Origin of the sequence: Enterobacter cloacae complex sp. SYL001 (assembly GCF_049237025.1) — a bacterium.
Classification (GTDB): Bacteria; Pseudomonadota; Gammaproteobacteria; order Enterobacterales; family Enterobacteriaceae; genus Enterobacter; species Enterobacter intestinihominis.
Genome location: NZ_JBMKJI010000001.1, coordinates 65,192 through 89,600, shown reverse-complemented (window position 1 = coordinate 89,600; position 24,409 = coordinate 65,192). Strand labels below are relative to the sequence as shown.

Sequence of the window (24,409 nt, the reverse complement as noted above, 5' to 3'; positions counted from 1 at the left end):
TGGTCCGTGAGTTTATTACTTAATACCCACGCTACCTTTGAGCCAGGCTTTAAATTCTTCACCCAGGCTGTTATGGCGAATGCCATATTCGACGAATGCCTGCATATAACCGAGCTTATTACCGCAGTCATGGCTCTTACCTTTCATGTGGTAGGCTTCCACGGTCTCTTTCTCGATCAGCATATCGATAGCATCCGTCAGCTGGATTTCATCGCCCGCACCCGGAGGCGTTTTGGCCAGCAGCGCCCAGATTTCAGCACTCAGTACGTAACGGCCAACGACAGCAAGGTTAGACGGCGCGACGTCCGCTTTAGGTTTTTCAACAACGCCAACCATTGGTACGCTTTCACCAGGTTGCAGGGCAACACCTTTGCAGTCAACCACACCGTAAGCAGTCACATCGTCGACTGGCTCAACCATAATCTGGCTGCTGCCGGTTTCGTCGAAGCGTTTAATCATTTCCGCCAGGTTTTCCTGGGAAAGATCGGACTCATACTCATCAAGGATCACGTCGGGCAGAATAACCGCGACCGGCTCATCACCCACTACCGGATGTGCACACAATACTGCGTGCCCCAGGCCCTTCGCCAGGCCCTGACGAACCTGCATAATGGTAACGTGTGGAGGGCAAATAGACTGCACTTCCTCCAGCAGCTGGCGCTTTACGCGTTTTTCCAGCATTGCTTCGAGTTCGAAACTGGTATCGAAATGGTTTTCGATAGAGTTTTTAGATGAATGCGTCACCAGTACAATTTCGGTGATACCTGCCGCAATACACTCATTCACGACATACTGGATTAATGGCTTATCAACCAGAGGCAGCATCTCTTTTGGGATTGCCTTCGTCGCTGGCAACATCCTGGTACCCAATCCCGCCACCGGGATAACGGCCTTTCTGACTTTCGAATTTAGGGCAGCCATTGAAATTCTCCTGAACTGTTCAAGTTTTGAACTTTTATGCATTGAATAACGCGTTGAGTATACAGTCTCAGCCACTAATACGGGTCTGAAAAGAACGCGTTGCCGATCAATTAAGACAAATACGCATGAAACTTGCAGCGATAGTAGCACTGCCAGCAAAAACACAGGTAAAGCAATCTGAAAAATAAAATCTGACTGCTTACTCCGTGGACAACATTAAGCGTAACCGCCCACCGGCACCCCAAATTTGGCACTGCCAGGAGGTGCAGCGATGGCTAATTTGATTAAGGTAAGTATTACCCAACGTTCCCAACGGCACACCGTTACTCACCTGTATATGGTGTTCGCCGGTATTCAGCGTGGCATTTAATCCAGCAGAGACCAGAATAAGGTTATTCAACCCGCTGTGATAATAGCCAACCAGAAGCGGGAACTGCCCCGGCAAATTGGCCTGGCGAAAAAGTTGGTTGACCTGTTTTAGTAAACTGCCTAACTCAGGAAGTCGTTGCCCCTGATGGGATAATTGTTCCTGTAGCAATCCATTAAACAGCGCACGGAGTAATAAGGCCGCCAGAACGCCGTTATCTCCCGCTCGGGTAACATCCAGGCAATAAAAAGCGAGGTCGGAATCTGATAGCGGCGCAATATCCAGCACCAGTCCAGGCTGGTCAGCCGCTACCAGCTGGCGATAATTTACTCTGCAATGAGAGATATTTTGCTGCACCGGCGGCTGAAGTTCCTGAAGCAGCTTCGCGGCCGCGAGCGGATTACTGACTAAAGCATCCCAGTCCTGGAAAAGACGTTCTTCTTCTTCCACCCGGGAATTAAACATATTGGGATACAGGCAGGCCAACACCGTTTCACGCAGTCGGTTTAAATCTTTAACCGGTTTGAGCAGGATATCCTGCACACCCAAACGCAACGCCTTAGCAATATCCGCCATATTTTCGGTCGCCGAGATCACCAGTATCGGTGTCTGATAACCTTCGTTACGCAGGTTCTCCACCAGCATTAATCCGTCCATGCGCGGCATCTCGAGATCGCAGATCATCAGATCTGGCGCCATGCTGGCCATTTTTTCCAGTGCCTCGACGCCATCTTCGGCAAGGGACGTGGTTGCACCCAGTGAGGATAACCACGAATCCAGTAGCGATCGGAAAACGGGCTCGTCTTCTACTATCAAAATATGTTTTCCGGCCAATGGCTGTGTCATGGTTCCTCCCCTGGCTGACAGTTACTCAATAGTGGCATGCTATTGGTACTATCGCCTGTCAGATTTTGCTGAAGTAATCAAAAAAGTGCTTAACGTGCTGTACGCACAAAAGGCAACAGTTCATCTATTTTCTTTTCGACGGCTAACGAGCCCGCTGCTATGGCGGCCTCAGCCCGGTGGAAATCAAGGGTAGAGATTTGTGGACAATAGGGCTGAATAAGAATATCCGGAGGATCGCCAGCCATACGGTTTCGCTTCAGGCGATTCTCAAGAATTTGAATGGAGGTCGTCATGATTTCAATGGCGTTCGGCGCGGTCACCGTGCGACGGGCAGTCAGGCGCCCTATTCTGCCGCGTAAACGCGCATGCCAGGCAAGTTTCTCTTCTTCCGCATCATCGCTCTGAAGATTAACCGGCATCAAATCCTGCTGCATAAGGTGAGCGTCGTGCTGTAAATCAACTGCAATGACGATATCTGCCCCCATGGCGCGCGTCAGAGAGATGGGCACAGGATTCACCACGCCGCCATCAACGAGCCAGTAGCCATTATGAGGCACAGGCGCCATTAACCCAGGCATGCTACAGGATGCGCGAACGGCGAGATGAATATCCCCTTCGGTGAGCCATAACTCCCTGCCAGTACTGAGGTTGGTTGCAACGGCGCCGAAAGGCATTTGGCAGTGGCTGAAGTCAGCGAGGGGCATTATCTTACGAAACTGATTGAATACGCGTTCGCCGCGCAGCAGGCCGCCACGCTGCCAGGAGAGATCCATCAGGCGCAGTACATCCCAGTAACTAAAGGAGCGCACCCAGCTTTCAAGCTGCGGGAGCTTACCGCAGGCGTACGCGGATCCGACCAGCGACCCGATAGAACATCCTGCGACAATATCAACGTCAATCCCCATCTGGTTTAAGGTATTGATAACGCCAATATGTGACCAACCCCGGGCTGCACCTGAGCCCAACGCCAGTCCAATTTTTACCTTTCTCATTAGCCCTGTTTTACTTCCCCTGGATTCCCGACATAGCGTCAACGCACCTGCTCAGTTAACATATTGCTACCTTAAGCGTTTAACGCCTTATTTTTTGTTCCAGGAAGAGAATCGTGTCTCAACTCTGCCCCTGTGGTAGCGCTCTGGAGTATAGCCTATGTTGCCAGCGATATCTTTCTGGCGAGCAGGTTGCACCAGACCCGTCACACCTTATGCGCTCGCGGTATACTGCTTTTGTGATCAAAAACGCAGACTACCTGATTAAAACCTGGCATCCGTCCTGTGATGCTGCCGATTTTCGGCAAGAGATTGAAGCCGGATTTGCCAACACCGTCTGGCTGGGCCTTACCGTCTTTGATGCCGCTCCCGGCCGCGATGCCAACGAGGGCTATGTCAGTTTTGTCGCCCGCTTTAGCGAACAAAACAAACCCGGCGCCATCATTGAACGCTCACGGTTCTTAAAGGACAGCGGGCAATGGTATTATATTGACGGCACACGTCCGCAATTCGGTCGTAACGATCCCTGCCCCTGTGGTTCAGGAAAAAAATTTAAAAAGTGTTGCGGCAGTAATGCCTGACAACTCAGATTTCGCAAATACATAAACAGGATTTCCCGGCGATGCAATCATTACAACGTAAAGTTCTGCGCACTATCTGTCCCGATCAAAAAGGACTGATCGCACGAATTACCAACATTTGCTACAAGCATGAACTGAATATCGTGCAGAACAACGAGTTCGTTGACCACCGTACCGGTCGCTTCTTTATGCGTACCGAGCTGGAAGGTATTTTCAACGACACAACCCTGCTTGCCGATCTGGACAGCGCCCTGCCGGAAGGCTCGGTGCGCGAGCTAAACCCGGCGGGTCGTCGCCGCATTGTCATTCTGGTCACCAAAGAGGCGCACTGCCTGGGCGATCTGCTGATGAAAGCCAACTACGGTGGCCTGGACGTCGAAATTGCCGCCGTCATTGGCAACCACGAGACGCTGCGTACGCTGGTTGAACGTTTCGACATTCCGTTTGAACTGGTCAGCCATGAAGGTCATACCCGCGAAGAGCACGACAACCTGATGGCTGCTGCGATTGAAGCGCATAACCCGGACTACGTGGTGCTGGCAAAATACATGCGCGTGCTGACGCCATCCTTCGTGGCGCGCTTCCCGAACAAAATTATCAACATCCACCACTCCTTCCTGCCAGCCTTTATTGGCGCGCGTCCGTATCACCAGGCATACGAGCGTGGGGTGAAGATCATTGGCGCAACCGCGCACTACGTGAATGATAATCTGGACGAAGGCCCAATCATCATGCAGGACGTGATCCACGTGGATCACACCTACACGGCAGAAGATATGATGCGAGCTGGCCGTGACGTTGAGAAGAACGTACTGAGCCGTGCGCTTTATCAGGTACTTGCTCAGCGCGTCTTTGTGTACGGCAACAGAACGATTATTCTTTAATCCTTCGGAAAATGAATTGATTAGCTTTACGCCTTTACGGATAAAAAGCAGGCAAACAGCTTCATTTTCCTAAAGGAATGCTTTACAGGGGCGTCTCATTTGATATGATGCGCCCCGCTTCCAACAGGAAGCAGGCCAGTTAAAAGCATTACCCCGTGGTGGGGTTCCCGAGCGGCCAAAGGGAGCAGACTGTAAATCTGCCGTCATCGACTTCGAAGGTTCGAATCCTTCCCCCACCACCATCTCCAGCTTTACCTCAAAATATGAATTACCCCTGGTGGGGTTCCCGAGCGGCCAAAGGGAGCAGACTGTAAATCTGCCGTCATCGACTTCGAAGGTTCGAATCCTTCCCCCACCACCATCACTTCCAGATTCTTTAGCACTCTCCAAAAGCACAATGCCCCATGGTTCTCCCATGCGGGGAAAGATGAGAAGCTTCGACCAGGGTTCGATCCGAGCATAGTGAATTCCGTAGGCCGGGTAAGGCGCAGCCGCCACCCGGCATCCGCACCAAACCCTGGTTCCAGGACAAAAAAAACCCCGCAAATGCGGGGTTGTATCAATACAGCGAATCAGCGACGAGCACGCACGATCTGATATTTGCGCGTCAGGTACTCCACCGGCGCACTCCAGATGTGCACCAGGCGAGAGAACGGGAACAGCACAAACAGGGTCATACCCAGCACCAGGTGAACGCGGAAGATGAACGCCACGCCGTCCAGATGCTCAGAGGCACCACCGCGGAAGGTCACGACAGACTGCGCCCATCCCACCAGCTTCATCATCTCGCTGCCGTCCATATGCTGCGCAGAGAATGGAATGGTCAGCAGACCCAGCGCACACTGCACCATCAGCAGGGAGAGGATCAGGATGTCCGCTCCGGTCGTGGTAGCCCGCACGCGTGGGCTGAACAGACGGCGTTTCAGCAGCAGCAGCCCACCCACCAGGGTCATCACGCCGCAGGCGCCACCGGCGAGCATCGCCATCTTCTGCTTCACTTCAATCGGCAGCCACGCTTCGTACATCCAGTGCGGCGTCAGCATCCCCAGGAAATGACCGGCAAAAATACCCAAAATCCCGATGTGGAACAGGTTTGACGCCAGGTTCATCCCTTTACGATCCAGCATCTGGCTGGAGGCAGCACGCCAGGTGTACTGGCCATAGTCATAACGCAGCCAGCTTCCCACCAGGAACACGGTGCCCGCGATATACGGGTAAATGTCAAAGAAGAACATATTCAGGAAGTGCATTAGTGCTGTCCTCCGTTAGAGATATTCAAATATTGCGGAGCCACCGCTCCGGCAAAACGACGCTGATGCGCGGAGATTTCAGATTCGCCACAGCTCTGGTCAGCAAAGAATTTCACCTGTTCTTCTTCCCAGACGGCATCCAGTGCTTGTGGGGTGTCGTCACGGGCTTCATCCGCAATTTTTTCCGCCACTTTTTGACTGTCAACCGAGGCGTTAGCCAGTTTCACCAGTAGATCGAACAGGACTGCATAATTGCTCTCACGTCGCTGGAGACGTGCGCCGAGCAACGCCAGAATGGGAGCGATGTCCTGCAACCCGCCCAGCGCTTCCTCTTTCGGCAGCTGCGCCAGATATTCCAGGTACAGAGGCAGGTGATCCGGCAGCTCGCGGCTGTCGAGTTGCAAACCGTGCTGCTCGTACTGGGCCATCAGATCCACCATCGCCTGACCACGGTCGCGGGATTCACCGTGAACGTGTTCGAACAGCAATAGAGACGTGGCACGACCACGGTCAAACAGCTGGCTGTAGTCCGCCTGCGCATCAAGAAGATCGCGCGCCAGCAGGTCGCGGAGGAAAACGCCCAGCGTCTGGGCATCCTCTTTATCCAGGTTTTCAGATGACGCGAGTGCATCAAAGAGTTCCTGTTGATGCTGCACAAGCGCAGCATCAGGGTACTCGAGCAGACGCGAAACAATGACGAGTTCAATCATTGGTGCGGCTCCGTTTTGCTGGTCACATCCATCGCGTCGATGCGGCGGCTGTTGAACAGGTTGAATTTGCTGTCTGACCCGTGGCAACCGTCGCCAAAGGTAAAGCCACACCCACTTTTCTCCGGGAAGGCCTCGCGAGCCAGCTCGCGGTGACTGCTCGGCACCACGAAACGATCTTCGTAGTTAGCGATTGCCAGATAGCGGTACATCTCCTGCGCCTGCGCTTCGGTCAGGCCGACCTCTTCCAGCGCGCGGGTATCGTTAACGCCGTCAACGGTTTCCGCACGTTTGAAGTGACGCATCGCCAGCATACGTTTCAGCGCCAGCAGCACCGGCTGGGTATCCCCTGCGGTGAGCAGGTTGGCCAGATACTGAACCGGAATACGCAGGCTTTCCACGTCCGGCAGAATGCCGTTGCTGCCCAGTTCACCTGCGTCAGCCGCAGACTGAATCGGAGACAGCGGCGGCACGTACCAGACCATCGGCAACGTGCGGTATTCCGGGTGCAGCGGCAGCGCCAGCTTCCAGTCCATCGCCATTTTGTACACTGGGGACTGCTGTGCGGCGTCAATCACGCTCTGCGGAATACCGTCTTTCAGCGCCTGCTCGATCACCTTCGGATCGTTCGGATCGAGGAAGACGTCCAGCTGACGCTGATACAGATCTTTCTCGTTCTCGGTGCTTGCGGCATTTTCAATCGCATCCGCGTCGTACAGCAGCACGCCGAGGTAGCGGATACGCCCTACGCAGCTCTCTGAGCAGACGGTCGGCATACCGGCTTCGATACGCGGGTAGCAGAAGATACACTTCTCAGACTTACCGCTCTTCCAGTTAAAGTAGATTTTTTTGTACGGGCAGCCGGTGATGCACATACGCCAGCCGCGGCACTTGTCCTGGTCGATCAGCACAATGCCATCTTCTTCACGCTTGTAGATGGCGCCGCTTGGGCAGGTCGCCACGCACGCCGGGTTAAGGCAGTGTTCGCACAGGCGCGGCAGATACATCATGAAAGTGTTTTCGAACTGGCCGTACATCGCCTTCTGCATGTTCTCGAAGTTCTGGTCTTTGGCGCGTTTTTCGAACTCGCCGCCCAGAATTTCCTCCCAGTTTGGACCGCTGGTAATTTTGTCCATGCGCTTACCGGTGATCAGCGAGCGAGGACGGGCGATCGGCTGGTGTTTGCTTTCCGGCGCGTTGTGCAGGTTCTGATAGTCGTAATCAAACGGCTCGTAGTAATCGTCGATGCCCGGCAGATGCGGGTTAGCAAAGATTTTACCGAGCAGCATCGCACGGTTACCCATGCGCGGTTGCAGTTTGCCGTTGATTTTACGGATCCAGCCACCCTTCCACTTCTCCTGGTTTTCCCAGTCGGTCGGGAAGCCGGTGCCCGGCTTACTTTCCACGTTGTTGAACCAGGCGTACTCCATACCTTCACGGCTGGTCCAGACGTTTTTACAGGTGACTGAGCAGGTATGACAGCCGATGCATTTATCCAGATTCAGCACCATGCCGACTTGTGAACGAATTTTCATTTTACGCTCTCCTGTACCTGGTCATTTCCTTCGCCATCTAACCAGTTAATATTCTTCATCTTACGTACCACCACGAACTCATCGCGGTTTGATCCTACAGTGCCGTAGTAGTTAAAGCCGTAGGCCAGCTGGGCATAGCCGCCGATCATATGCGTCGGTTTCGGCGTAATACGGGTCACAGAGTTGTGAATACCGCCGCGCTGCTCGGTGATCTCTGAACCCGGCAGGTTAACGATACGTTCCTGCGCGTGGTACATCATGGTCATCCCGGCTGGTACACGCTGGCTCACCACCGCACGTGCCGTCAGGGCACCGTTGCTGTTGAACACTTCGATCCAGTCGTTATCTTCGATACCCAGATCTTTGGCGTCCGCTTCGCTCATCCAGACAATCGGCCCCCCGCGTGACAGCGTCAGCATCAGCAGGTTGTCGCTGTAGGTGGAGTGGATACCCCACTTCTGGTGCGGCGTCAGGAAGTTCAGCGCCTTCTCAGGGTTACCGTTTGATTTCGCCCCCATCACCGCTTTCACGGAGCGGGTATCGATTGGCGGCCGGTAAACCAGCAGGCTTTCACCGAAGTCACGCATCCACTGGTGATCCTGATACAGAGACTGACGGCCAGAGAGCGTGCGCCATGGGATCAGCTCGTGAACGTTGGTGTATCCGGCGTTATAGGACACATGTTCATCTTCGAGGCCAGACCAGGTCGGGCTGGAGATAATCTTGCGCGGCTGAGCCTGAATATCGCGGAAGCGGATTTTCTCTTCTTCTTTATTCTTCGCCAGATGCGTATGGTCACGGCCGGTAAATTCACTCAGAGCCGCCCACGCTTTCACCGCCACGTGGCCATTGGTTTCCGGTGCCAGGGTCAGGATCATTTCCGCTGCATCAATTGCCGTGTTCAGCATTGGCTGGCCTTTGGCCGGGCCGTCTGCTTTGGTGTAATTGAGCTTGCGCAGCAGGTCCATTTCGCTCTGGGTGTTCCAGGCGATGCCTTTACCGCCGTTACCGATCTTCTCCATCAGCGGACCGATAGAGGTAAAGCGCTCGTACGTTGCCGGGTAATCACGTTCAACCGGAATAATGTGCGGCGCGGTCACGCCCGGGATCAGGTCGCATTCGCCTTTTTTCCAGTCCTTCACGTCAAGCGGCTGCGCCAGTTCGGCAGCGGAGTCGTGCTGGATTGGCAGCGTCACCACGTCGGTCTCTTTGCCCAGGTGCCCTACACAGACTTCGGAGAATTTCTTCGCGATGTCTTTATAGATTTCCCAGTCGCTTTTTGATTCCCACGCCGGGTCAACGGCCGCAGACAGCGGATGAATAAACGGATGCATATCCGACGTATTCATGTCGTCTTTTTCGTACCAGGTGGCGGTAGGCAGCACGATATCGGAGTACAGGCAGGTACTGGACAGACGGAAGTCCAGCGTTACCACCAGATCCAGCTTGCCGTCCAGACCGTTGTCTTTCCATTCAACTTCTTCTGGCTTCACGCCGCCCTGCTTGCCGAGATCCTTACCCTGAATACCGTTTTCGGTACCGAGCAGGTATTTCAGCATGTACTCATGGCCTTTACCGGACGAACCCAGCAGGTTGGAGCGCCAGATGAACAGGTTACGCGGATGGTTTTTGCCGTTCTCAGGCTGTTCTGCCGCAAAACGGATTGAGCCATCCTTCAGCGATTTCACGGTGTAGTCCACCGGTGACATGCCCGCTTTCTTCGCCGCTTCCGCAATGCGCAGCGGGTTAGTGCCCAACTGTGGTGCAGACGGCAGCCAGCCCATGCGTTCAGCGCGCACGTTGAAGTCAATCAGATGGCCGCTGTAGCGGGATTTATCCGCCATCGGCGACAGCAGCTCCTGCGCGGTCACCGTCTCGTAGCGCCACTGGCTGGAGTGGTTATAGAAGTAGGAGGTGCTGTTCATGTGACGAGCCGGACGCTGCCAGTCAAGGGCAAACGCCAGCGGCTGCCAGCCGGTCTGCGGACGCAGTTTTTCCTGGCCCACGTAGTGCGCCCAGCCGCCGCCGCTCTGCCCGACGCAGCCGCAGAAGATCAGCATGTTGATCAGGCCGCGATAGTTCATATCGAGGTGATACCAGTGGTTCAGACCGGCACCGACGATGATCATGGAGCGACCGTGAGTTTTGTCTGCGTTTTCCGCAAATTCGCGGGCGATACGGGTGATTTGGGCGCGTGGCACACCAGTGATCTGCTCCGCCCAGGCTGGTGTATAAGCCTTCACGTTGTCATAGCTGGTCGCGCAGTTTTCGTCGTTCAGACCGCGCTCCAGGCCATAGTTCGCCATGGTCAGATCGTAGACCGTAGTGACCAGAGCGGTAGAACCGTCCGCCAGTTGCAGGCGCTTAACCGGCAGTTTGTGCATCAGAACGTTTTGCAGCTCAACCTTGTTGAAGTGCTCGGAACCTTCACCACCAAAGTACGGGAAGCCGACATCGGCGATTTCGTCCTGGCTGCCCAGCATGCTGAGGCGAAGTTCTGTCTCTTCACCCGTGTTGCCGTTACGCTGTTCCAGGTTCCATTTGCCTTTTTCGCCCCAGCGGAAGCCGATAGAACCGTTTGGTGCCACCAGCTCGCCGTTGCTGTTGCAGGCGACCGTTTTCCACTCCGGGTTGTTTTCCTGACCCAGCGCGTCCACAAGATCCGCAGCACGCAGCATACGGCCAGCGGCGTAATAGCCGTCACGCTCTTCAAGCATCACCAGCATTGGCATGTCGGTGTAGCGACGCACGTAATCGGTGAAATACTGGCTTGGCTTGTCGAGGTGGAATTCACGCAACATGACGTGGCCCATCGCCAGCGCCATGGCGGCATCAGTACCCTGTTTCGGTGCCAGCCACAGGTCGCACAGTTTGGCGATTTCGGCGTAGTCCGGGGTCACCGCGACGGTTTTAGTCCCTTTGTAACGTACTTCGGTAAAGAAGTGCGCATCAGGGGTACGGGTCTGCGGAACGTTAGAGCCCCAGGCGATGATGTAGCTGGAGTTGTACCAGTCAGCGGACTCCGGCACGTCGGTCTGTTCGCCCCAGGTCTGCGGCGACGCTGGCGGCAGGTCGCAGTACCAGTCGTAGAAGCTCAGACAGGTACCGCCGATAAGTGAAAGGTAGCGCGCGCCGGAGGCGTAAGAGACCATCGACATTGCCGGGATTGGCGAGAAGCCTGCCACGCGGTCAGGACCGTAAGTTTTCACGGTATAGACGTTGGAGGCCGCAATCAGCTCGTTCACTTCTTTCCAGGAAGAACGAACGAAACCACCGCGACCACGCGCCTGTTTGAAGCTTTTCGCTTTGTCGGCGTCCTCGATGATGGATGCCCAGGCATCAACCGGATCGCTGTGCTGCACTTTCGCTTCACGCCACATTTTCATCAGGCGTTTACGCATCAGCGGGTATTTCAGACGGTTGGCGCTGTAGAGATACCAGGAGTAGCTGGCCCCACGCGGGCAGCCGCGCGGTTCATGGTTCGGCATATCCGGACGGGTACGCGGATAGTCGGTCTGCTGCATTTCCCAGGTCACCAGACCGTTTTTAACGAAAATCTTCCAGCTACATGAGCCAGTGCAGTTTACACCGTGGGTAGAACGGACAACTTTGTCATGCTGCCAGCGTTGACGGTAACCGTCTTCCCAGTCCCGGTTGGTATCCAGAACCTGGCCGTGCCCATCGGCAAAAGTTTCACCCTTCTGTTTGAAGTAGCGAAACCGGTCCAAAAATTTGCTCATCGGGTATCTCCTGTGTGGAGCCTGTGGCTCTCTAAATCGACATTGCTGATTTGCAGCGAAGGTAACGCTATGAAAGATGGTGAGAATTGATAACGATCAAGACGGAGGGGGTCTCTGAGGGGGGGTATTAGATCAAATACCACCAAAGCGGTAGCTGTTAATATTTTTTAACTTAATGATTTATATGGATATATTTTATTTATCGTACAATAAGCGGAGCAAAATTTAACATCTTAGGTATTAAGGGGTAGAGACACCTGTAAAGCGATGGCGATCACAGCGTTACCTGTGTGCGACTACGGGAAACGCTATTAGTATGTTGTAACTATTAAGCGATTAAAAAAAGCGCGGCACTCAGGCCGCGCAAACGGATAATCAAGCTTACTTGTTTTTCTTGGTATTACGGCCATATACCAGCCAGGTGATGACCACACAGGCGATATAGAAGACGAGGAATACCTTCATCGCACCCGCCGGAGAGCCGGTCAGATCCAGTGAGATACCGAACGCTTTTGGAATAAAGAAGCCGCCAATCGCGCCAATCGCAGAGATAAACCCAAGCGCCGCAGCGGTATCGGTGGCGGCTTCACGCATCGCCTGCTCGTCGCTCCCGCCCTGCGCTTTCACGCGGTCCATGGTCAGCTTGCGGAAGATGACAGAGATCATCTGGAAAGTAGACGCACTGCCCAGCCCGGCGGTCAGGAACAGCACCATGAAGACGCCGAAGAAGGCAAAGAAGTTACCTCCCTCACCACCCGCAGGCAGCGTCAGGAACAGCAGTGCACAGAAGATGGCCATCAATACAAAGTTCACCAGCGTAACGCGCGTTCCGCCCAGACGGTCGGAGATCATCCCGCCCAGCGAACGTGCCAGCGCGCCAATAAACGGACCGAAGAAGGCAAACTGAAGGATCTGTACGTCCGGGAACTGGGTTTTCGACAGCATGGCAAAGCCTGCGGAGAAACCGATGAACGAGCCGAAGGTCGCCAGATACAGCAGTGCCATTACCCACAGGTGGCCACGTTTCAGAACCGGCAGCTGCTCGCTCAGGGACGCTTTGGACGCGGACAGGTCGTTCATGAAGAACCATGCCGCCAGGGTAAAGACCACCAGGAACGGTACCCAAATCCAGGAGGCATTTTGCAGGAACAGCACTGAACCGTCGGGCTGCGTCACACCGCCGCCGCCAAACGCCGCAAAGATGGAGACCGAGATCGCCAGCGGAGCAATCAGCTGCATCACGCTCACGCCCATGTTACCCAGACCGCCGTTAATGCCCAGCGCACCACCCTGCTTCGCTTTCGGGAAGAAGAAGCTGATGTTTGCCATACTGGACGCAAAGTTCGCCCCCGCAAAGCCGCACAGCAGAGAGATAATCACGAACACGCTAAACGGTGTAGAGGTATCCTGCACCGCAAAACCGAGCCACACGCACGGCACGATCATGATCCCGGTACTGAAAGCCGTCCAGCGACGACCACCAAAGACCGGCACCATAAACGCGTAAGGAACGCGCAGCAGTGCGCCTGAAAGCGACGGCAACGCAGTCAACATAAACAGCTGATCGGTGGTAAAGGTAAAGCCCACTTTTGGCAGGTTAACCGCAACCGCACTGAACAACATCCAGACGCAAAACGCCAGTAACAGACATGGCACGGAAATCCACAAATTACGACTTGCTATACGGTGGCCGCGCTGTTGCCAGAACGCCGGATCCTCTGGACGCCAGTCTGTAATAACGGCACCAGTTTCCCTTTCGGGAGCGGAAGAGTGACTCATAGACACCTCTGATTCTCGAATGATGCTGCAAACATTAGGGCTTTAGGGCGGCGGTAAGTTGATATAAATCAAAGGAAAAGTGGGAGGTTTTGCGGCGAAAAAAAAGCCATCACTCTTAATGAGTAGATGCAAAACGTAAAAAAGGTGTGGTTTTTCACGGTGCTGACGCATCCCTGCTTCGTCCACCCACTAACCGTTACCTCTCTGGCAATTTAGAGGTAATCCTTTATTGGTATGGGTATACTCCAGGGTATGCACCAGAATAGCGCCATTCCTGCAATCAGGTCACGTCAGGAGCCCGGCAACTCTATGTTAAAAAGATGTTTATCTCCGCTGACGCTGGTTAACCAGCTGGCGCTTATTGTTCTGCTGTCCACCGCTATCGGTGTGACCGGCATGGCTATTTCTGGCTGGCTGGTACAGGGTGTGCAGGGTAATGCGCATGCCATCAACGAGGCAGGCTCGCTACGTATGCAGAGTTACCGGCTGCTGGCGTCGGTGCCGCTGACGCAGGCTGACCAACCGCTTATCGACGAAATGGAGCGTACCGCATTCAGCCCTGAACTGGAAAGAGCCGCCATCCGTGACGGCCAGCAATCTCAGCTTAAGGCGCTTCAGGGCTACTGGCATACCCAGCTGGAGCCCGGGTTAAAGCGGGCGGAGGACCGGGAAACGGTCGCCCAGGATGTCGCCGGGTTTGTGTCACGCATCGATCATCTCGTCTCCTCGTTCGATCGCACCACAGAGTTACGAATTGACCGCGTAGTGATGGTTCACCGCGCAATGGCGCTGTTTATGGGTTTGCTGCTGATTTTCACGGTTATCTGGCTGCGCGCGCGGTTGCTTAACCCCTGGAAGCAACTCCTGGCAATGGCCCGCGCCGTCACACAGCGCGATTTTACCCAACGCACGCACATCAGCGGGCGCAACGAAATGGCGATGCTCGGCGAGGCGCTCAACACCATGTCGGCGGAGCTATCTGAAAGCTACGCGGTACTGGAAAAACGCGTTCAGGAGAAAACCGCCGGGCTTGAGCAGAAAAACGAGATCCTCTCTTTCCTCTGGCAGGCGAACCGTCGCCTGCATATGCAGGTACCGCTTTGCGAGCGTCTCTCGCCGGTACTGAACGGCCTGCAAAACCTGACTCTGCTCCACGATCTTGAGCTACGGGTTTACGACGTTGAAGATGAGGAAAACCATCAGGAATTTACCTGTCAGTCGGACATCTCCTGCGACGATAAAGGGTGTCATCTTTGCCCGCGCGGCTTGCCGCCGCTTACCACCAGCGGCACGACCCTCAAGTGGCGGCTGATGGACAGCCATACCCAGTATGGTATTTTGCTGGCCACCCTGCCCGCCGGACGTCACCTGAGCCACGACCAGCAGCAGCTGGTCGATACTCTTGTAGAGCAGCTCACGGCCACGCTGGCGCTCGACCGTCACCAGGAGAAACAGCAGCAGCTGATCGTGATGGAGGAGCGCGCCACTATCGCCCGCGAGCTGCATGACTCCATCGCCCAGTCCCTCTCCTGCATGAAGATGCAGGTGAGTTGCCTGCAAATGCAGGACGAAGGCATGCCCGAGAGCAGCAAACAGCTGCTCAGCCAGATCCGCAACGAGCTTAACACCTCGTGGATTCAGCTTCGCGAGCTGCTGACCACCTTCCGTTTACAGCTCACCGAGCCGGGGCTACGCCCTGCGCTGGAGTCCAGCTGTCAGGAGTTTAGTGCCCGGCTGGGCTTCCCGGTGAAGCTGGATTACCAGTTGCCACCGCGTTTTGTCCCCTCTCACCAGGCGATCCATGTGCTGCAAATTGCCCGTGAAGCCCTGAGCAACGTGCTCAAGCATGCCGAGGCGACGGCCGTCACGGTCACCGTCAGCTGCCAGGATAATCAGGTGAAGCTCAGGGTTCAGGATAACGGCCGCGGCGTGCCGGAAAATGCCGAACGAACGAACCATTATGGTTTAATCATCATGCGAGACCGCGCGCAAAGCCTGCGCGGTGATTGCCAGATTCGCCGGGGAGAGTCAGGTGGCACCGAAGTCGTGGTCACCTTTATACCCGAAAAGCCCCTCATAACTGCTCAAGGAGAAAACCATGACTAATCAGGAACCGGCATCTATCCTGTTGATTGACGATCATCCGATGCTGCGCACTGGCGTTAAACAGCTTGTCAGCATGGCGCCCGATATCACCGTCGTCGGGGAAGCCAGCAACGGCGAACAGGGTATTGAACTTGCCGAATCGCTCGATCCTGATTTGATCTTGCTCGATCTCAACATGCCGGGCATGAATGGCCTGGAAACCCTCGACAAGCTGCGGGAGAAATCCCTCTCTGGCCGGGTGGTGGTCTTCAGCGTCTCAAACCATGAAGAAGACGTGGTCACCGCCCTCAAGCGGGGGGCAGACGGCTATCTGCTGAAAGATATGGAGCCGGAAGATCTGCTCAAGGCGCTGCAACAGGCTGCCGCAGGCGAGATGGTGCTGAGTGAAGCGTTAACGCCGGTACTGGCCGCCAGCCTGCGTGCGAACCGCGCCACGTCTGACCGTGACGTCAGCCAGTTGACCCCGCGCGAGCGCGACATTCTGAAGCTGATTGCTCAGGGTCTGCCGAACAAAATGATCGCCCGCCGTCTGGACATCACCGAGAGCACGGTCAAAGTGCATGTCAAACACATGCTGAAGAAAATGAAGTTAAAATCCCGCGTCGAAGCCGCCGTCTGGGTGCATCAGGAGCGCATTTTTTAACTTACTCATCCGGCAGCAACTTCCACCGTGGATCGTCGGCAGGCATTGCGACGAGCGGTTGCACCACGGAAAGCGTGATCTCATTGGAGGAGACACGCTGCCCATCCTTATCTTCCACCACGGCCGTAAGCCGCCATTCGTTTTTCGCCCCTTCCGCGTCGTTCCAGGCGGGCATGATTATGCTCCAGCCATCGCTGCTGTTGCTGTTTGCCGGTGAGGTCAGGCTGAGCGCCTGGGTATCACCCAGCCAGTGGATCTGACGGATACCGTGCGTGCTGCGAATTTGCAGCTTCAGCATCACAGTTTCGCCTGGCTTAAGATCCCACGGCGGCGTGGCCAGATAGACCGAGAGGGTTTTACGCTGACGGAATTCCATCACGGGCAGATTATCACGCTCAGGTGAATCATAGCGGCTGCCCCGTAGCGAGCGCGTCGCCGCCACTTCCCCGGCGGAAAGCTGTTTCGCCAGCGGCACACCAAAGCGATAGTTGAGCTTCAGCCCGAGGTTATTCTGGCTAACGCCGCTCTCCCCCTGCTTATGGGCAGCCGTCAGGGTGACCAGCGGAACGGGGGTATAATTCAGCCCCAGGTTGACCGCAACCGGGTTGTGATACCCCGTACCGCTGTTAAACAGATCGACGTTATCGCCAAAATACTGTTCAAAGCTGACGCTGGTGTTCAGGTGATGAAACCAGGGAAGCCAGGCTTTGGCCGTTACGTCGTACCCGCGCGCCATGCGCTGCTCCCGGATGTCGGAACGCGGCTGCCAGCCAGCGAACGGCTGGTAGTAATTGGCCGACAGGCGAAGGTTTTCGCCCCACGCCTCTGCGCCCAGTCCGGCACGTTGCAGGTTGTCTTCCAGCAGGTTGTCGTAAAAGGTGTTGTAGCCCAGCAGCCAGTTTCCGGCAACCCAGCGCTGCCCGATCCCGACGTTGCTCACCAGCCCGTCTGTCTGCTGCGTCAGGCCAAGCTGGCTCCAGCTCAGATAGCGGGTGTTGTCGCTCCAGGGGATAAACCAGCTTCCGCTGCTGCCATTAAAGTTACCGTCGTCATCCACCAGTACATTGACATTGGCGTTACCCCAGGGGGAAAGCCAGGATTCGATCTGCTCGTTGACTTCCCCGCTGACGGCATCCCGCACCTTGCCAAACGCGAACTGTCGCGCCTGCTGCCCGGCCGTCAGGCCGTTATCGATCATACTGGCTTCACCGAAGGCCTTTGCCATTTCAGCCAGGTGCTTTTCGCCTTCGGTAGTCGGTTGCGCCATACCGAGATCCGGCAGACTATCGCCGTTGTTATCAAACGGATTTTGCGCCTGCTGCACGAAGGATTTCGGCGCACCGTGAACGGCTCCAGCCGTAAAAAGGGGGAGTAACAGCAAAAAACGGATGCGGGACGATACAGCCTTCAACGTCGTCAATCAGAACCTGTGTTTATGAACAAACACTTATTATGTTAACGCCATAAGCCCTGAAAACCAGTCTTAACAGAAATTTCAGGAATATCCTGAACAGAATTGTCGGGTGGCGGCTTCGCCTTACCCGACCTACAAATTCGTGCCGGTGCGAAGCCGCCACCTGACGCCTTTACACTATTATCCCAACAGCCCTTTCAGCTCCGGCAGGCAGGAGCCGCAGTTCGTACCGCAACGCAGCTTCACGCCCAGCGCTGCGGCAGAATTACAGCCTCCGGCTATCGCCTTACGTATCGTATTTTCACCCACGCTAAAGCAGCTACAGATAATTCGCCCGGGATCGGCATCTTCGCCCGGCCGTTGTCCGTGCAGCAGCGCGTGGCGTTCAGCAAGTTGTACGGGCGCAGCAGCAAAGGCTTCTTCAATAAACGCATGCGCCAGCGCAGGCAGCGTCTGGCCTTCCCAGTAGCCCAGCATCAGCTCGCCGTGATGCCAGGCGAGCACGCTGCTGCGTTCTCCCGTCTGTGCCACCTGTAACTGCCAGCCCCGACCGCTGGCGTACGCCATGACCCACGACAGCAACGGCTGCTCCCCCGCCACCGTCAGACGTGAGGCTTTACGCCACCAGCAGACCGACAGCGGCAGCGCTGGCAACTCGCGGGCATACAGCTCCCCCTGCCAGGCGGGTAGCCAGGGCAGGATCCTCACCGCGGTTTGTTTACTCTCCGGCTGGCCGGACCAGGCATCAATCCGCCCTTCCACCAGCGCGTTGACCTTCCCCTGCCGGGCAAACTGCGCGTTCCAGTGCATCGGCGCAAACAGCTCGCCCGCACGCTGTGCGGTAGAGATACGTACTCTGGCAACCATGACCCCGCGCGGGGAACTTATCCGCGCCAGCTGGCCGTCAGTCAGCCCCGCGCGCGCCGCATCGGTTGCGTTCATCTCAATAAAAGGCTCATCGATATGCTGCATCAGGCGCGGAACATACCCCGTGCGCGTCATGGTGTGCCACTGATCGCGGATCCGCCCGGTATTCAGTATCAAGGGGTACAATTCGTCGACGCCTGCCCCATGCGAGGAAGGATCAACCGGTACAAGATTTCTTTGCGGGAAATCACCGGCATGCCACTGATAAGGCGCCAGCTCGTCCCACGCCTCTCGCGACAGCGACGCCAGTTCGCGCAGGTTTAGCACCCGTTCGCCGTTATTTTCAAACGCCGTCAGCGCCGCATGTTCACAAAATATCTCATGAGGGTGTTCCCAGGCGAAGGCATCGCCATAACCGAGCTGCTCTGCGATCCGGGCGATGATCCACCAGTCCGGTCTGGCCTCGCCCGGCGCAGGCAGAAACGCGCGCTGGCGCGAAATACGCCGCTCGGAATTGGTCACCGTTCCGTCTTTTTCGCCCCAGCCCAGGGCGGGAAAACGGATATGAGCAAACCGGCTGGTGTCCGTCTCCTGCATCACCTCAGATACTATGACCAGCGGGCAGACTGCCAGGGCCTGGCACACCGCGTGGCTGTCGGGAAGTGACACGGCAGGATTGGTGCCCATGATCCACACCGCTTTCACCTCGCCGCGGGCAATAGCGTCAAACAGCTCTACCGCCATCAGCCCCGGCGTTTGTGCCAGCCGCTCGGTTCCCCAGAAACGCGCCACACGCGAAAGATCGTCCGGCTCGAAGTTCATGTGCGCCGCCAGCTGGTTCGCCAGCCCACCCACTTCCCGCCCGCCCATGGCGTTTGGCTGTCCGGTCAGCGAAAACGGGCCGCAGCCCGAACGGTTGAACTTCCCGCTGGCAAGATGCACGTTAATGATGGCGTTACACTTGTCGCTGCCGCTGGAGGACTGGTTGATCCCCATGGTGTAGAGCGTGATCGCGCGTGGCGCAGTGACAAACCAGTCGTAGAAGGTGCCAATCTCGTCTGAAGGCAGATCGCAAAACGCGGCCACGTGAGGAATCGGCCACTCGCCGCTCCCCTGAATCAGATTGAGCAATCCCACAAACAGCCCGGCGTCGCTGCCGGGCTTAAGCGCCAGATGCAGGTCAGCGACATCGCAGGTGGCGGTTTTGCGCGGATCGATCACGACCACTTTCATCTGCGGGTTGCTGCGTTTTGCCTGCACCAGCCGCTGATACAGCACCGGATGCGTCCAGGCCGCGTTTGAGCCAACGAGTACCACCAGATCGCTGTTTTCCACGTCCTCGTAGCTGCACGGCACAATGTCTTCACCGAAGGCGCGTTTGTAGCCCACCACCGCTGACGACATGCACAGCCGCGAGTTGGTATCAATGTTCGCCGCCCCGATAAAGCCTTTCATCAGCTTGTTGGCCGCATAGTAATCCTCGGTCAACAGCTGGCCGGAGGCATAAAACGCCACCGCCTGCGGCCCCCATACGTTGATGATCTTCCGTAGCCGCTCGCCCGCTTCACCCAGCGCCTGCGGCCATGCCACCTCTATGCCGTCAACAACCGGGCGCAGCAGACGTCCCTGCAACCCCGTCGTTTCCCCAAGGGCAGATCCTTTTACGCACAGGCGACCAAAGTTCGCCGGATGAGTTTCATCCCCACGAACGCTTACCGCGCCATCTTCCACACTGGCGACCACACCGCAGCCCACCCCGCAGTAAGGGCACGTTGTACGGGTTTCCGTCATGAGGCCTCCGCACGCATCACCAGCTCTTGGCTTCCAACCCAAACCTTGCCGTTTTCAATTTTTACCGGCCAGGCGCGCACCACGGGTTCGCCGTTCTCCACCTGACACCCATCGCGCAGACGTATGCGCTGCTTGTAAAGCGGGGAAATCACCACCGGCTCGCCCGCTGCATCGCCAAGGATGCCGCGCGAAAGCACGTTCGCGCTGCTGCCCGGCTCCAGGTCGTCCAGGGCATAAACGGACGTTCCAAAGCGGAACAGCGCAATCGGTTTTCGGCCAAGCCGCGCGCCGATGCCAGCCTGCTCGGGGATATCATTGATGCCGCAAATTTCCTGCCAGCGCTTGCTCTCCGCCGCGGCAGGGACATTCACCGCGGTGCGGAACAGCGCCAGGCGATCAGGATCGTTGAGGGTGGTTTGCCATTCGCACTGATAGGTCTCCACCACCCGGGCCATCTCCTGCTCCAGCTCGTGGGCGATCCCCAGGCTGTCGTTGAGGATCACCTCGCGCAGATAGTCGAGGCCGCCTTCCAGGTTATCCATCCAGGTACTGGTGCGTTGCAGACGATCTGCCGTGCGAATGTAGAACATCAGGAAACGGTCAACGGTGCGGATCAGCGTTTCGTCGTCCAGATCGCTGGCAAAGAGATCCGCGTGGCGCGGCTTCATCCCGCCGTTGCCGCACAGATAAAGGTTCCAGCCCTTGTCCGTGGCAATCACCCCCACGTCTTTGCTTTGCGCCTCTGCGCACTCACGGGTACAGCCGGAGACCGCCATTTTGATTTTGTGCGGCGCACGTAACCCCTTGTAGCGATGCTCCAGTTTGACCGCAAGGCCGGTGGAGTCCTGCACGCCATAGCGACACCAGGTCGACCCGACGCAGGATTTCACCGTGCGCAGGGATTTCCCGTACGCATGTCCGGTCTCAAATCCGGCCTCCACCAGCGCCTGCCAGATTTCCGGCAACTGTTCGAGCGTGGCGCCAAACAGGTCAATACGCTGTCCGCCGGTGATTTTGCTGTAAAGGCTATAGCGTTTCGCAATCTGGCCGATGGCGATCAGCCCGTCGGCCGTCACTTCCCCGGCGGGCATGCGCGGCACGATGGAATACGTTCCGTCCTTCTGAATATTGGCAAAGTAGCGGTCGTTGGTGTCCTGCAGCGGCAGATGCGCCGGTTTCAGCAGGTATTCGTTCCAGCAGGAGGCCAGAACTGATCCCACCAGCGGTTTACAGATCTCACAGCCGTGCCCTTGTCCGTAACGGCTGATAAGCTGGTCGAAGGTCCGGATATGGTTGACGCGCACCAGGTGGTATATCTCCTGACGCGAGTACGGGAAGTGCTCACAGATATCTTTTTTCACCTCCACGCCCTGCTCCGCAAGCTGGAACTCCATCACCTGCTTCACCAGCGCGCTACAACCTCCGCAGCCGGTCGCCGCTTTGGTGCACTGCTTAATGGCGCCGATATCCGTTGCGCCCGCACTTACCGCCAGGCAGATATCCCCTTTGCTGACGTTATGACACGAACAGATCTGCGCGCTTTCCGGCAGCGCCGCCACGCCCAGCGCTTTCGGCGCGCAGCCTGACGACGCGGGTAAGATCAGCGTTTCCGGCTCTTTTGGCAGACTAATGCCGTTAAGCATCATCTGCACCAGCGTGGCGTATTCGCTGGCATCGCCCACCAGCACGCCACCCAGCAGGGTTTTGCTGTCGTGACTGACCACAATTTTTTTGTAGATTTGCTGCGGCCCGTGCGTCCACTGGTAGCTCAGCGCCCCCGGCGTGCGCCCGTGGGCATCACCAAACGACGCCACATCCACCCCCAGCAACTTGAGTTTGGTACTCATATCCGCGCCGGTGAAGCGCTTCTCCTCACCCGCCAGCACAGCGGCAGCCACGCGCGCCATCTGGTAGCCCGGGGCCACCAGGCCAAAGATTTTCCCCTCCCACAGCGCGCATTCCCCGATGGCAAGCACGTCCGGATCGGAGGTCCGGCAGCCGTCGTCAATACAGATCCCGCCGCGCTCGCCAATAGCCAGCCCGCTGCTGCGTGCCAGCGCGTCCTGCGGACGAATACCGGCAGAGAAGACGACCATGTCCGTTTCCAGCTGTTCACCATCGGCAAAGCGCAGTACCAGCCCGTCGTATGCGGTGGCAATCTCCGTCGTCGATTTACTGGTGTGTACCCCTACGCCCAGCGCCTCAATTTTCTTGCGCAGCATTGCCGCACCGTCGCTGTCGAGCTGCACCGCCATCAGGTTCGGCGCAAACTCCACCACGTGGGTTTCCAGCCCTAGCTGCTTAAGCGCATTCGCCGCCTCCAGCCCCAGCAGGCCGCCGCCAATTACCACGCCGCGGCGAGAGCCTGCCGCATGGGCCGCAATATTGTCCAGATCGTCGAGGGTGCGGTAGACAAAACAACCCGGCAGATCGCTGCCCGGAACGGGCGGTACGAACGGGTACGAGCCGGTCGCCAGCACCAGCTTATCCCAGTGGGTTTCATGGCCGCTGGCGGTACGCACAACGTGTGCATCACGATCGATAGCGACAATCTGCTGCGAGAGGCGCAGCTCTATACCGTTATCGGCAAAGAACTCCCCCGCCACCAGCGAGAGCGAGTCCGCGCTGCGTCCGCCAAAATATTCCGACAGATGCACGCGGTCATAGGCCACATAGCGCTCTTCGCCAAAAACAATAATCTGATACTGCTGATGCAAATTGCGGTTAACGCAGTCTTCGAGGAAATGATGGCCGACCATACCGTGCCCAACCACCACCAGAGTAGGTTTTGTCATAGCGTTCTGTCCTGCAACCTGCGGTTGCGTTGTGAAACGATCGAACAGCCAGTCCGCGTGGGCGGGCGCAGCCGTTGCCAGTAAATCGGTAAAGGTTGCCGCGCTGCGGCAGTCACCCAGCAGCAGCACGCCAGCCAGCGCCCCCTGATGGATCAGTAAACGTCGATAGTGACGGGTGAGCGGATCCCATGAACTCCATACCACATCGTCCGCCTGCGCCGTCGCGCGTCCGAGGCTGAACAGCTCCACGCCGGTCACCTTAAGACGCACGCCGTTGTCGGTCCGGGTAAACGGCGCGGTGATCTCCCCGGCCAGCCGCGCGGCGAGAATATCCGCCTGCGCCAGACAGGGGGCGACCAGGCCAAATGTCTGGCCGTCAATTTCACAGCACTCGCCGATGGCGTAGATATCCGGCACGGAGGTTTGCATCTGGTGATCCACCACGATGCCGCGCGCGCAGTGAATGCCGCTGGCTTTTGCCAGCGCAACGTTGGGTTGTACACCCGTGGCCAGCACCACGCGCGCGGCGGTGACGCTGTGCCCGTTGAGTAGCGTCACGCTCTTGCCGTTAATCGCCGCGATGCCAGAGGCGAATTCACAGCTAACACCCCGCGCCGTCAGCGCCTCTTCAAGCAGCAGTCCCGCCTGCTGATCCAGCTGCTGTTCCATCAGCCAGGGACCACGATGGATAAGCGTGACGTTGTCACCGTTGCGCGCCAGCGCTGCCGCTGCTTCCACGCCAAGTACGCCACCGCCCAGCACTACCGCCGGACCGGAGAGGTTCTGGATGGCGCGGGTCTCTGCCAGGGTGCGAAAGGTGAACACATGCGGCGCATCGCCGCCGGGGATCGGCGGCACTACAGGGGTAGACCCGGTGGCAAACACCAGCGCATCCCAGCCCAGCGTGCGAGCAGAGGTACGCACTTTACGCGCGTTAACGTCTACTGCGAGCACCGTTTCTCCTCGCAGCACCGTCACGCCTCGTGCCGTGTACCAGTCTTCATCGTGCAGACAGATGTGCTCCGCCTGCTTTTCACCACTCAGCACCGGCGAAAGCTGGATGCGGTTGTACGCCTGCTCCGGCTCGTCACCGATGACGGTGATAGCAAAACGACCGGTCACACGCCCGGTGAGCGATGCAATCAGCCGGGTTGCCGCCATACCATTACCGATAATGACCAGTCGCATCGTGCC

15 protein-coding genes and 2 tRNA genes are annotated in these 24,409 nt (G+C 56.9%); 6 read left to right on the top strand and 11 right to left on the bottom strand.

Annotated elements, in window-relative coordinates; all coding sequences use genetic code 11:
• Nucleotides 1-15 precede the first annotated feature (15 nt).
• From galU to rssA, 3 genes are all read right to left on the bottom strand, one after another.
• A complete protein-coding gene (galU, locus tag ACOTZP_RS00380) occupies nucleotides 16-921 on the bottom strand; it encodes a UTP--glucose-1-phosphate uridylyltransferase GalU (protein WP_022648355.1) in 906 nt (301 codons plus the stop codon).
• Between the two features lie 199 nt (nucleotides 922-1,120).
• Nucleotides 1,121-2,134, bottom strand: a complete 1,014-nt coding sequence (gene rssB, locus ACOTZP_RS00375) for a two-component system response regulator RssB (protein ID WP_003856721.1) — start codon at nucleotides 2,132-2,134, stop codon at nucleotides 1,121-1,123.
• A gap of 89 nt (nucleotides 2,135-2,223) precedes the next feature.
• On the bottom strand, nucleotides 2,224-3,126 hold the full coding sequence (gene rssA / locus ACOTZP_RS00370) for a patatin-like phospholipase RssA (protein ID WP_022648357.1): 903 nt from the start codon (nucleotides 3,124-3,126) through the stop codon (nucleotides 2,224-2,226).
• Nucleotides 3,127-3,239: 113 nt separating this feature from the next.
• Between rssA and ACOTZP_RS00365 the strand changes: the two genes are divergently transcribed.
• The 4 genes from ACOTZP_RS00365 (at nucleotide 3,240) to ACOTZP_RS00350 (ending at nucleotide 4,949) form a co-directional block, all read left to right on the top strand.
• Nucleotides 3,240-3,704, top strand: a complete 465-nt coding sequence (locus ACOTZP_RS00365; RefSeq protein WP_022648358.1) for a YchJ family protein — start codon at nucleotides 3,240-3,242, stop codon at nucleotides 3,702-3,704.
• 41 nt (nucleotides 3,705-3,745) lie between these two features.
• Nucleotides 3,746-4,588, top strand: a complete 843-nt coding sequence (purU, locus tag ACOTZP_RS00360; protein WP_003856715.1) for a formyltetrahydrofolate deformylase — start codon at nucleotides 3,746-3,748, stop codon at nucleotides 4,586-4,588.
• Between the two features lie 157 nt (nucleotides 4,589-4,745).
• Nucleotides 4,746-4,830 (top strand) — tRNA-Tyr (locus ACOTZP_RS00355).
• A gap of 34 nt (nucleotides 4,831-4,864) precedes the next feature.
• A tRNA-Tyr gene (locus ACOTZP_RS00350) sits at nucleotides 4,865-4,949 on the top strand.
• Nucleotides 4,950-5,160: 211 nt separating this feature from the next.
• On the opposite strand, the gene narI is transcribed toward ACOTZP_RS00350, so the two are convergent.
• From narI to ACOTZP_RS00325, 5 genes are all read right to left on the bottom strand, one after another.
• Nucleotides 5,161-5,838 carry a respiratory nitrate reductase subunit gamma gene (narI, locus tag ACOTZP_RS00345; protein ID WP_022648359.1) on the bottom strand — a complete coding sequence of 226 codons (678 nt, stop codon included), beginning with the start codon at nucleotides 5,836-5,838 and terminating at the stop codon, nucleotides 5,161-5,163.
• Nucleotides 5,838-6,548: a nitrate reductase molybdenum cofactor assembly chaperone gene (gene narJ, locus ACOTZP_RS00340; RefSeq protein ID WP_271074656.1), complete on the bottom strand. Its 711-nt coding sequence runs from the start codon at nucleotides 6,546-6,548 to the stop codon at nucleotides 5,838-5,840. Before narJ ends, narI begins: the two co-directional genes overlap by 1 nt.
• The gene (gene narH / locus ACOTZP_RS00335; protein WP_032624103.1) at nucleotides 6,545-8,080 is read right to left on the bottom strand and encodes a nitrate reductase subunit beta; all 1,536 of its coding nucleotides are present in this window, start codon (nucleotides 8,078-8,080) and stop codon (nucleotides 6,545-6,547) included. The genes narJ and narH overlap by 4 nt, the downstream gene beginning before the upstream one ends.
• Complete coding sequence (locus tag ACOTZP_RS00330; protein WP_332976182.1) at nucleotides 8,077-11,820, bottom strand: nitrate reductase subunit alpha; 3,744 nt, start codon at nucleotides 11,818-11,820, stop codon at nucleotides 8,077-8,079. Before ACOTZP_RS00330 ends, narH begins: the two co-directional genes overlap by 4 nt.
• Nucleotides 11,821-12,201: 381 nt before the next feature.
• A complete protein-coding gene (locus ACOTZP_RS00325) occupies nucleotides 12,202-13,599 on the bottom strand; it encodes a NarK family nitrate/nitrite MFS transporter (RefSeq protein ID WP_022648363.1) in 1,398 nt (465 codons plus the stop codon).
• Nucleotides 13,600-13,908: 309 nt separating this feature from the next.
• On the opposite strand from ACOTZP_RS00325, the gene narX reads away from it, so the two are divergent.
• On the top strand, nucleotides 13,909-15,705 hold the full coding sequence (gene narX, locus ACOTZP_RS00320) for a nitrate/nitrite two-component system sensor histidine kinase NarX (RefSeq protein WP_271074654.1): 1,797 nt from the start codon (nucleotides 13,909-13,911) through the stop codon (nucleotides 15,703-15,705).
• The gene (gene narL / locus ACOTZP_RS00315; protein WP_003856701.1) at nucleotides 15,698-16,348 is read left to right on the top strand and encodes a two-component system response regulator NarL; all 651 of its coding nucleotides are present in this window, start codon (nucleotides 15,698-15,700) and stop codon (nucleotides 16,346-16,348) included. Before narX ends, narL begins: the two co-directional genes overlap by 8 nt.
• Before the next feature lies 1 nt (nucleotide 16,349).
• On the opposite strand, the gene ACOTZP_RS00310 is transcribed toward narL, so the two are convergent.
• The 3 genes from ACOTZP_RS00310 to nirB form a co-directional block, all read right to left on the bottom strand.
• Entirely contained in the window at nucleotides 16,350-17,768 is a 1,419-nt protein-coding gene (locus ACOTZP_RS00310; RefSeq protein ID WP_022648365.1) for a YchO/YchP family invasin, read from the bottom strand.
• Between the two features lie 174 nt (nucleotides 17,769-17,942).
• Complete coding sequence (locus tag ACOTZP_RS00305; protein WP_271074652.1) at nucleotides 17,943-20,420, bottom strand: nitrate reductase; 2,478 nt, start codon at nucleotides 20,418-20,420, stop codon at nucleotides 17,943-17,945.
• Entirely contained in the window at nucleotides 20,417-24,403 is a 3,987-nt protein-coding gene (gene nirB / locus ACOTZP_RS00300; RefSeq protein ID WP_421633576.1) for a nitrite reductase large subunit NirB, read from the bottom strand. The genes ACOTZP_RS00305 and nirB overlap by 4 nt, the downstream gene beginning before the upstream one ends.
• Between the last annotated feature and the right edge of the window lie 6 nt (nucleotides 24,404-24,409).

Bases quoted from the DNA above. Each gene is read 5' to 3' on its own strand.
- narJ (WP_271074656.1), bottom strand. From the start codon at position 6,548: ATGATTGAACTCGTCATTGTTTCGCGTCTGCTCGAGTACCCTGATGCT.
- rssA (WP_022648357.1), bottom strand. From the start codon at position 3,126: ATGAGAAAGGTAAAAATTGGACTGGCGTTGGGCTCAGGTGCAGCCCGG.
- narH (WP_032624103.1), bottom strand. From the start codon at position 8,080: ATGAAAATTCGTTCACAAGTCGGCATGGTGCTGAATCTGGATAAATGC.
- rssB (WP_003856721.1), bottom strand. From the start codon at position 2,134: ATGACACAGCCATTGGCCGGAAAACATATTTTGATAGTAGAAGACGAG.
- purU (WP_003856715.1), top strand. From the start codon at position 3,746: ATGCAATCATTACAACGTAAAGTTCTGCGCACTATCTGTCCCGATCAA.
- ACOTZP_RS00325 (WP_022648363.1), bottom strand. From the start codon at position 13,599: ATGAGTCACTCTTCCGCTCCCGAAAGGGAAACTGGTGCCGTTATTACA.
- narX (WP_271074654.1), top strand. From the start codon at position 13,909: ATGTTAAAAAGATGTTTATCTCCGCTGACGCTGGTTAACCAGCTGGCG.
- nirB (WP_421633576.1), bottom strand. From the start codon at position 24,403: ATGCGACTGGTCATTATCGGTAATGGTATGGCGGCAACCCGGCTGATT.
- narI (WP_022648359.1), bottom strand. From the start codon at position 5,838: ATGCACTTCCTGAATATGTTCTTCTTTGACATTTACCCGTATATCGCG.
- ACOTZP_RS00305 (WP_271074652.1), bottom strand. From the start codon at position 20,420: ATGACGGAAACCCGTACAACGTGCCCTTACTGCGGGGTGGGCTGCGGT.
- galU (WP_022648355.1), bottom strand. From the start codon at position 921: ATGGCTGCCCTAAATTCGAAAGTCAGAAAGGCCGTTATCCCGGTGGCG.
- ACOTZP_RS00330 (WP_332976182.1), bottom strand. From the start codon at position 11,820: ATGAGCAAATTTTTGGACCGGTTTCGCTACTTCAAACAGAAGGGTGAA.
- narL (WP_003856701.1), top strand. From the start codon at position 15,698: ATGACTAATCAGGAACCGGCATCTATCCTGTTGATTGACGATCATCCG.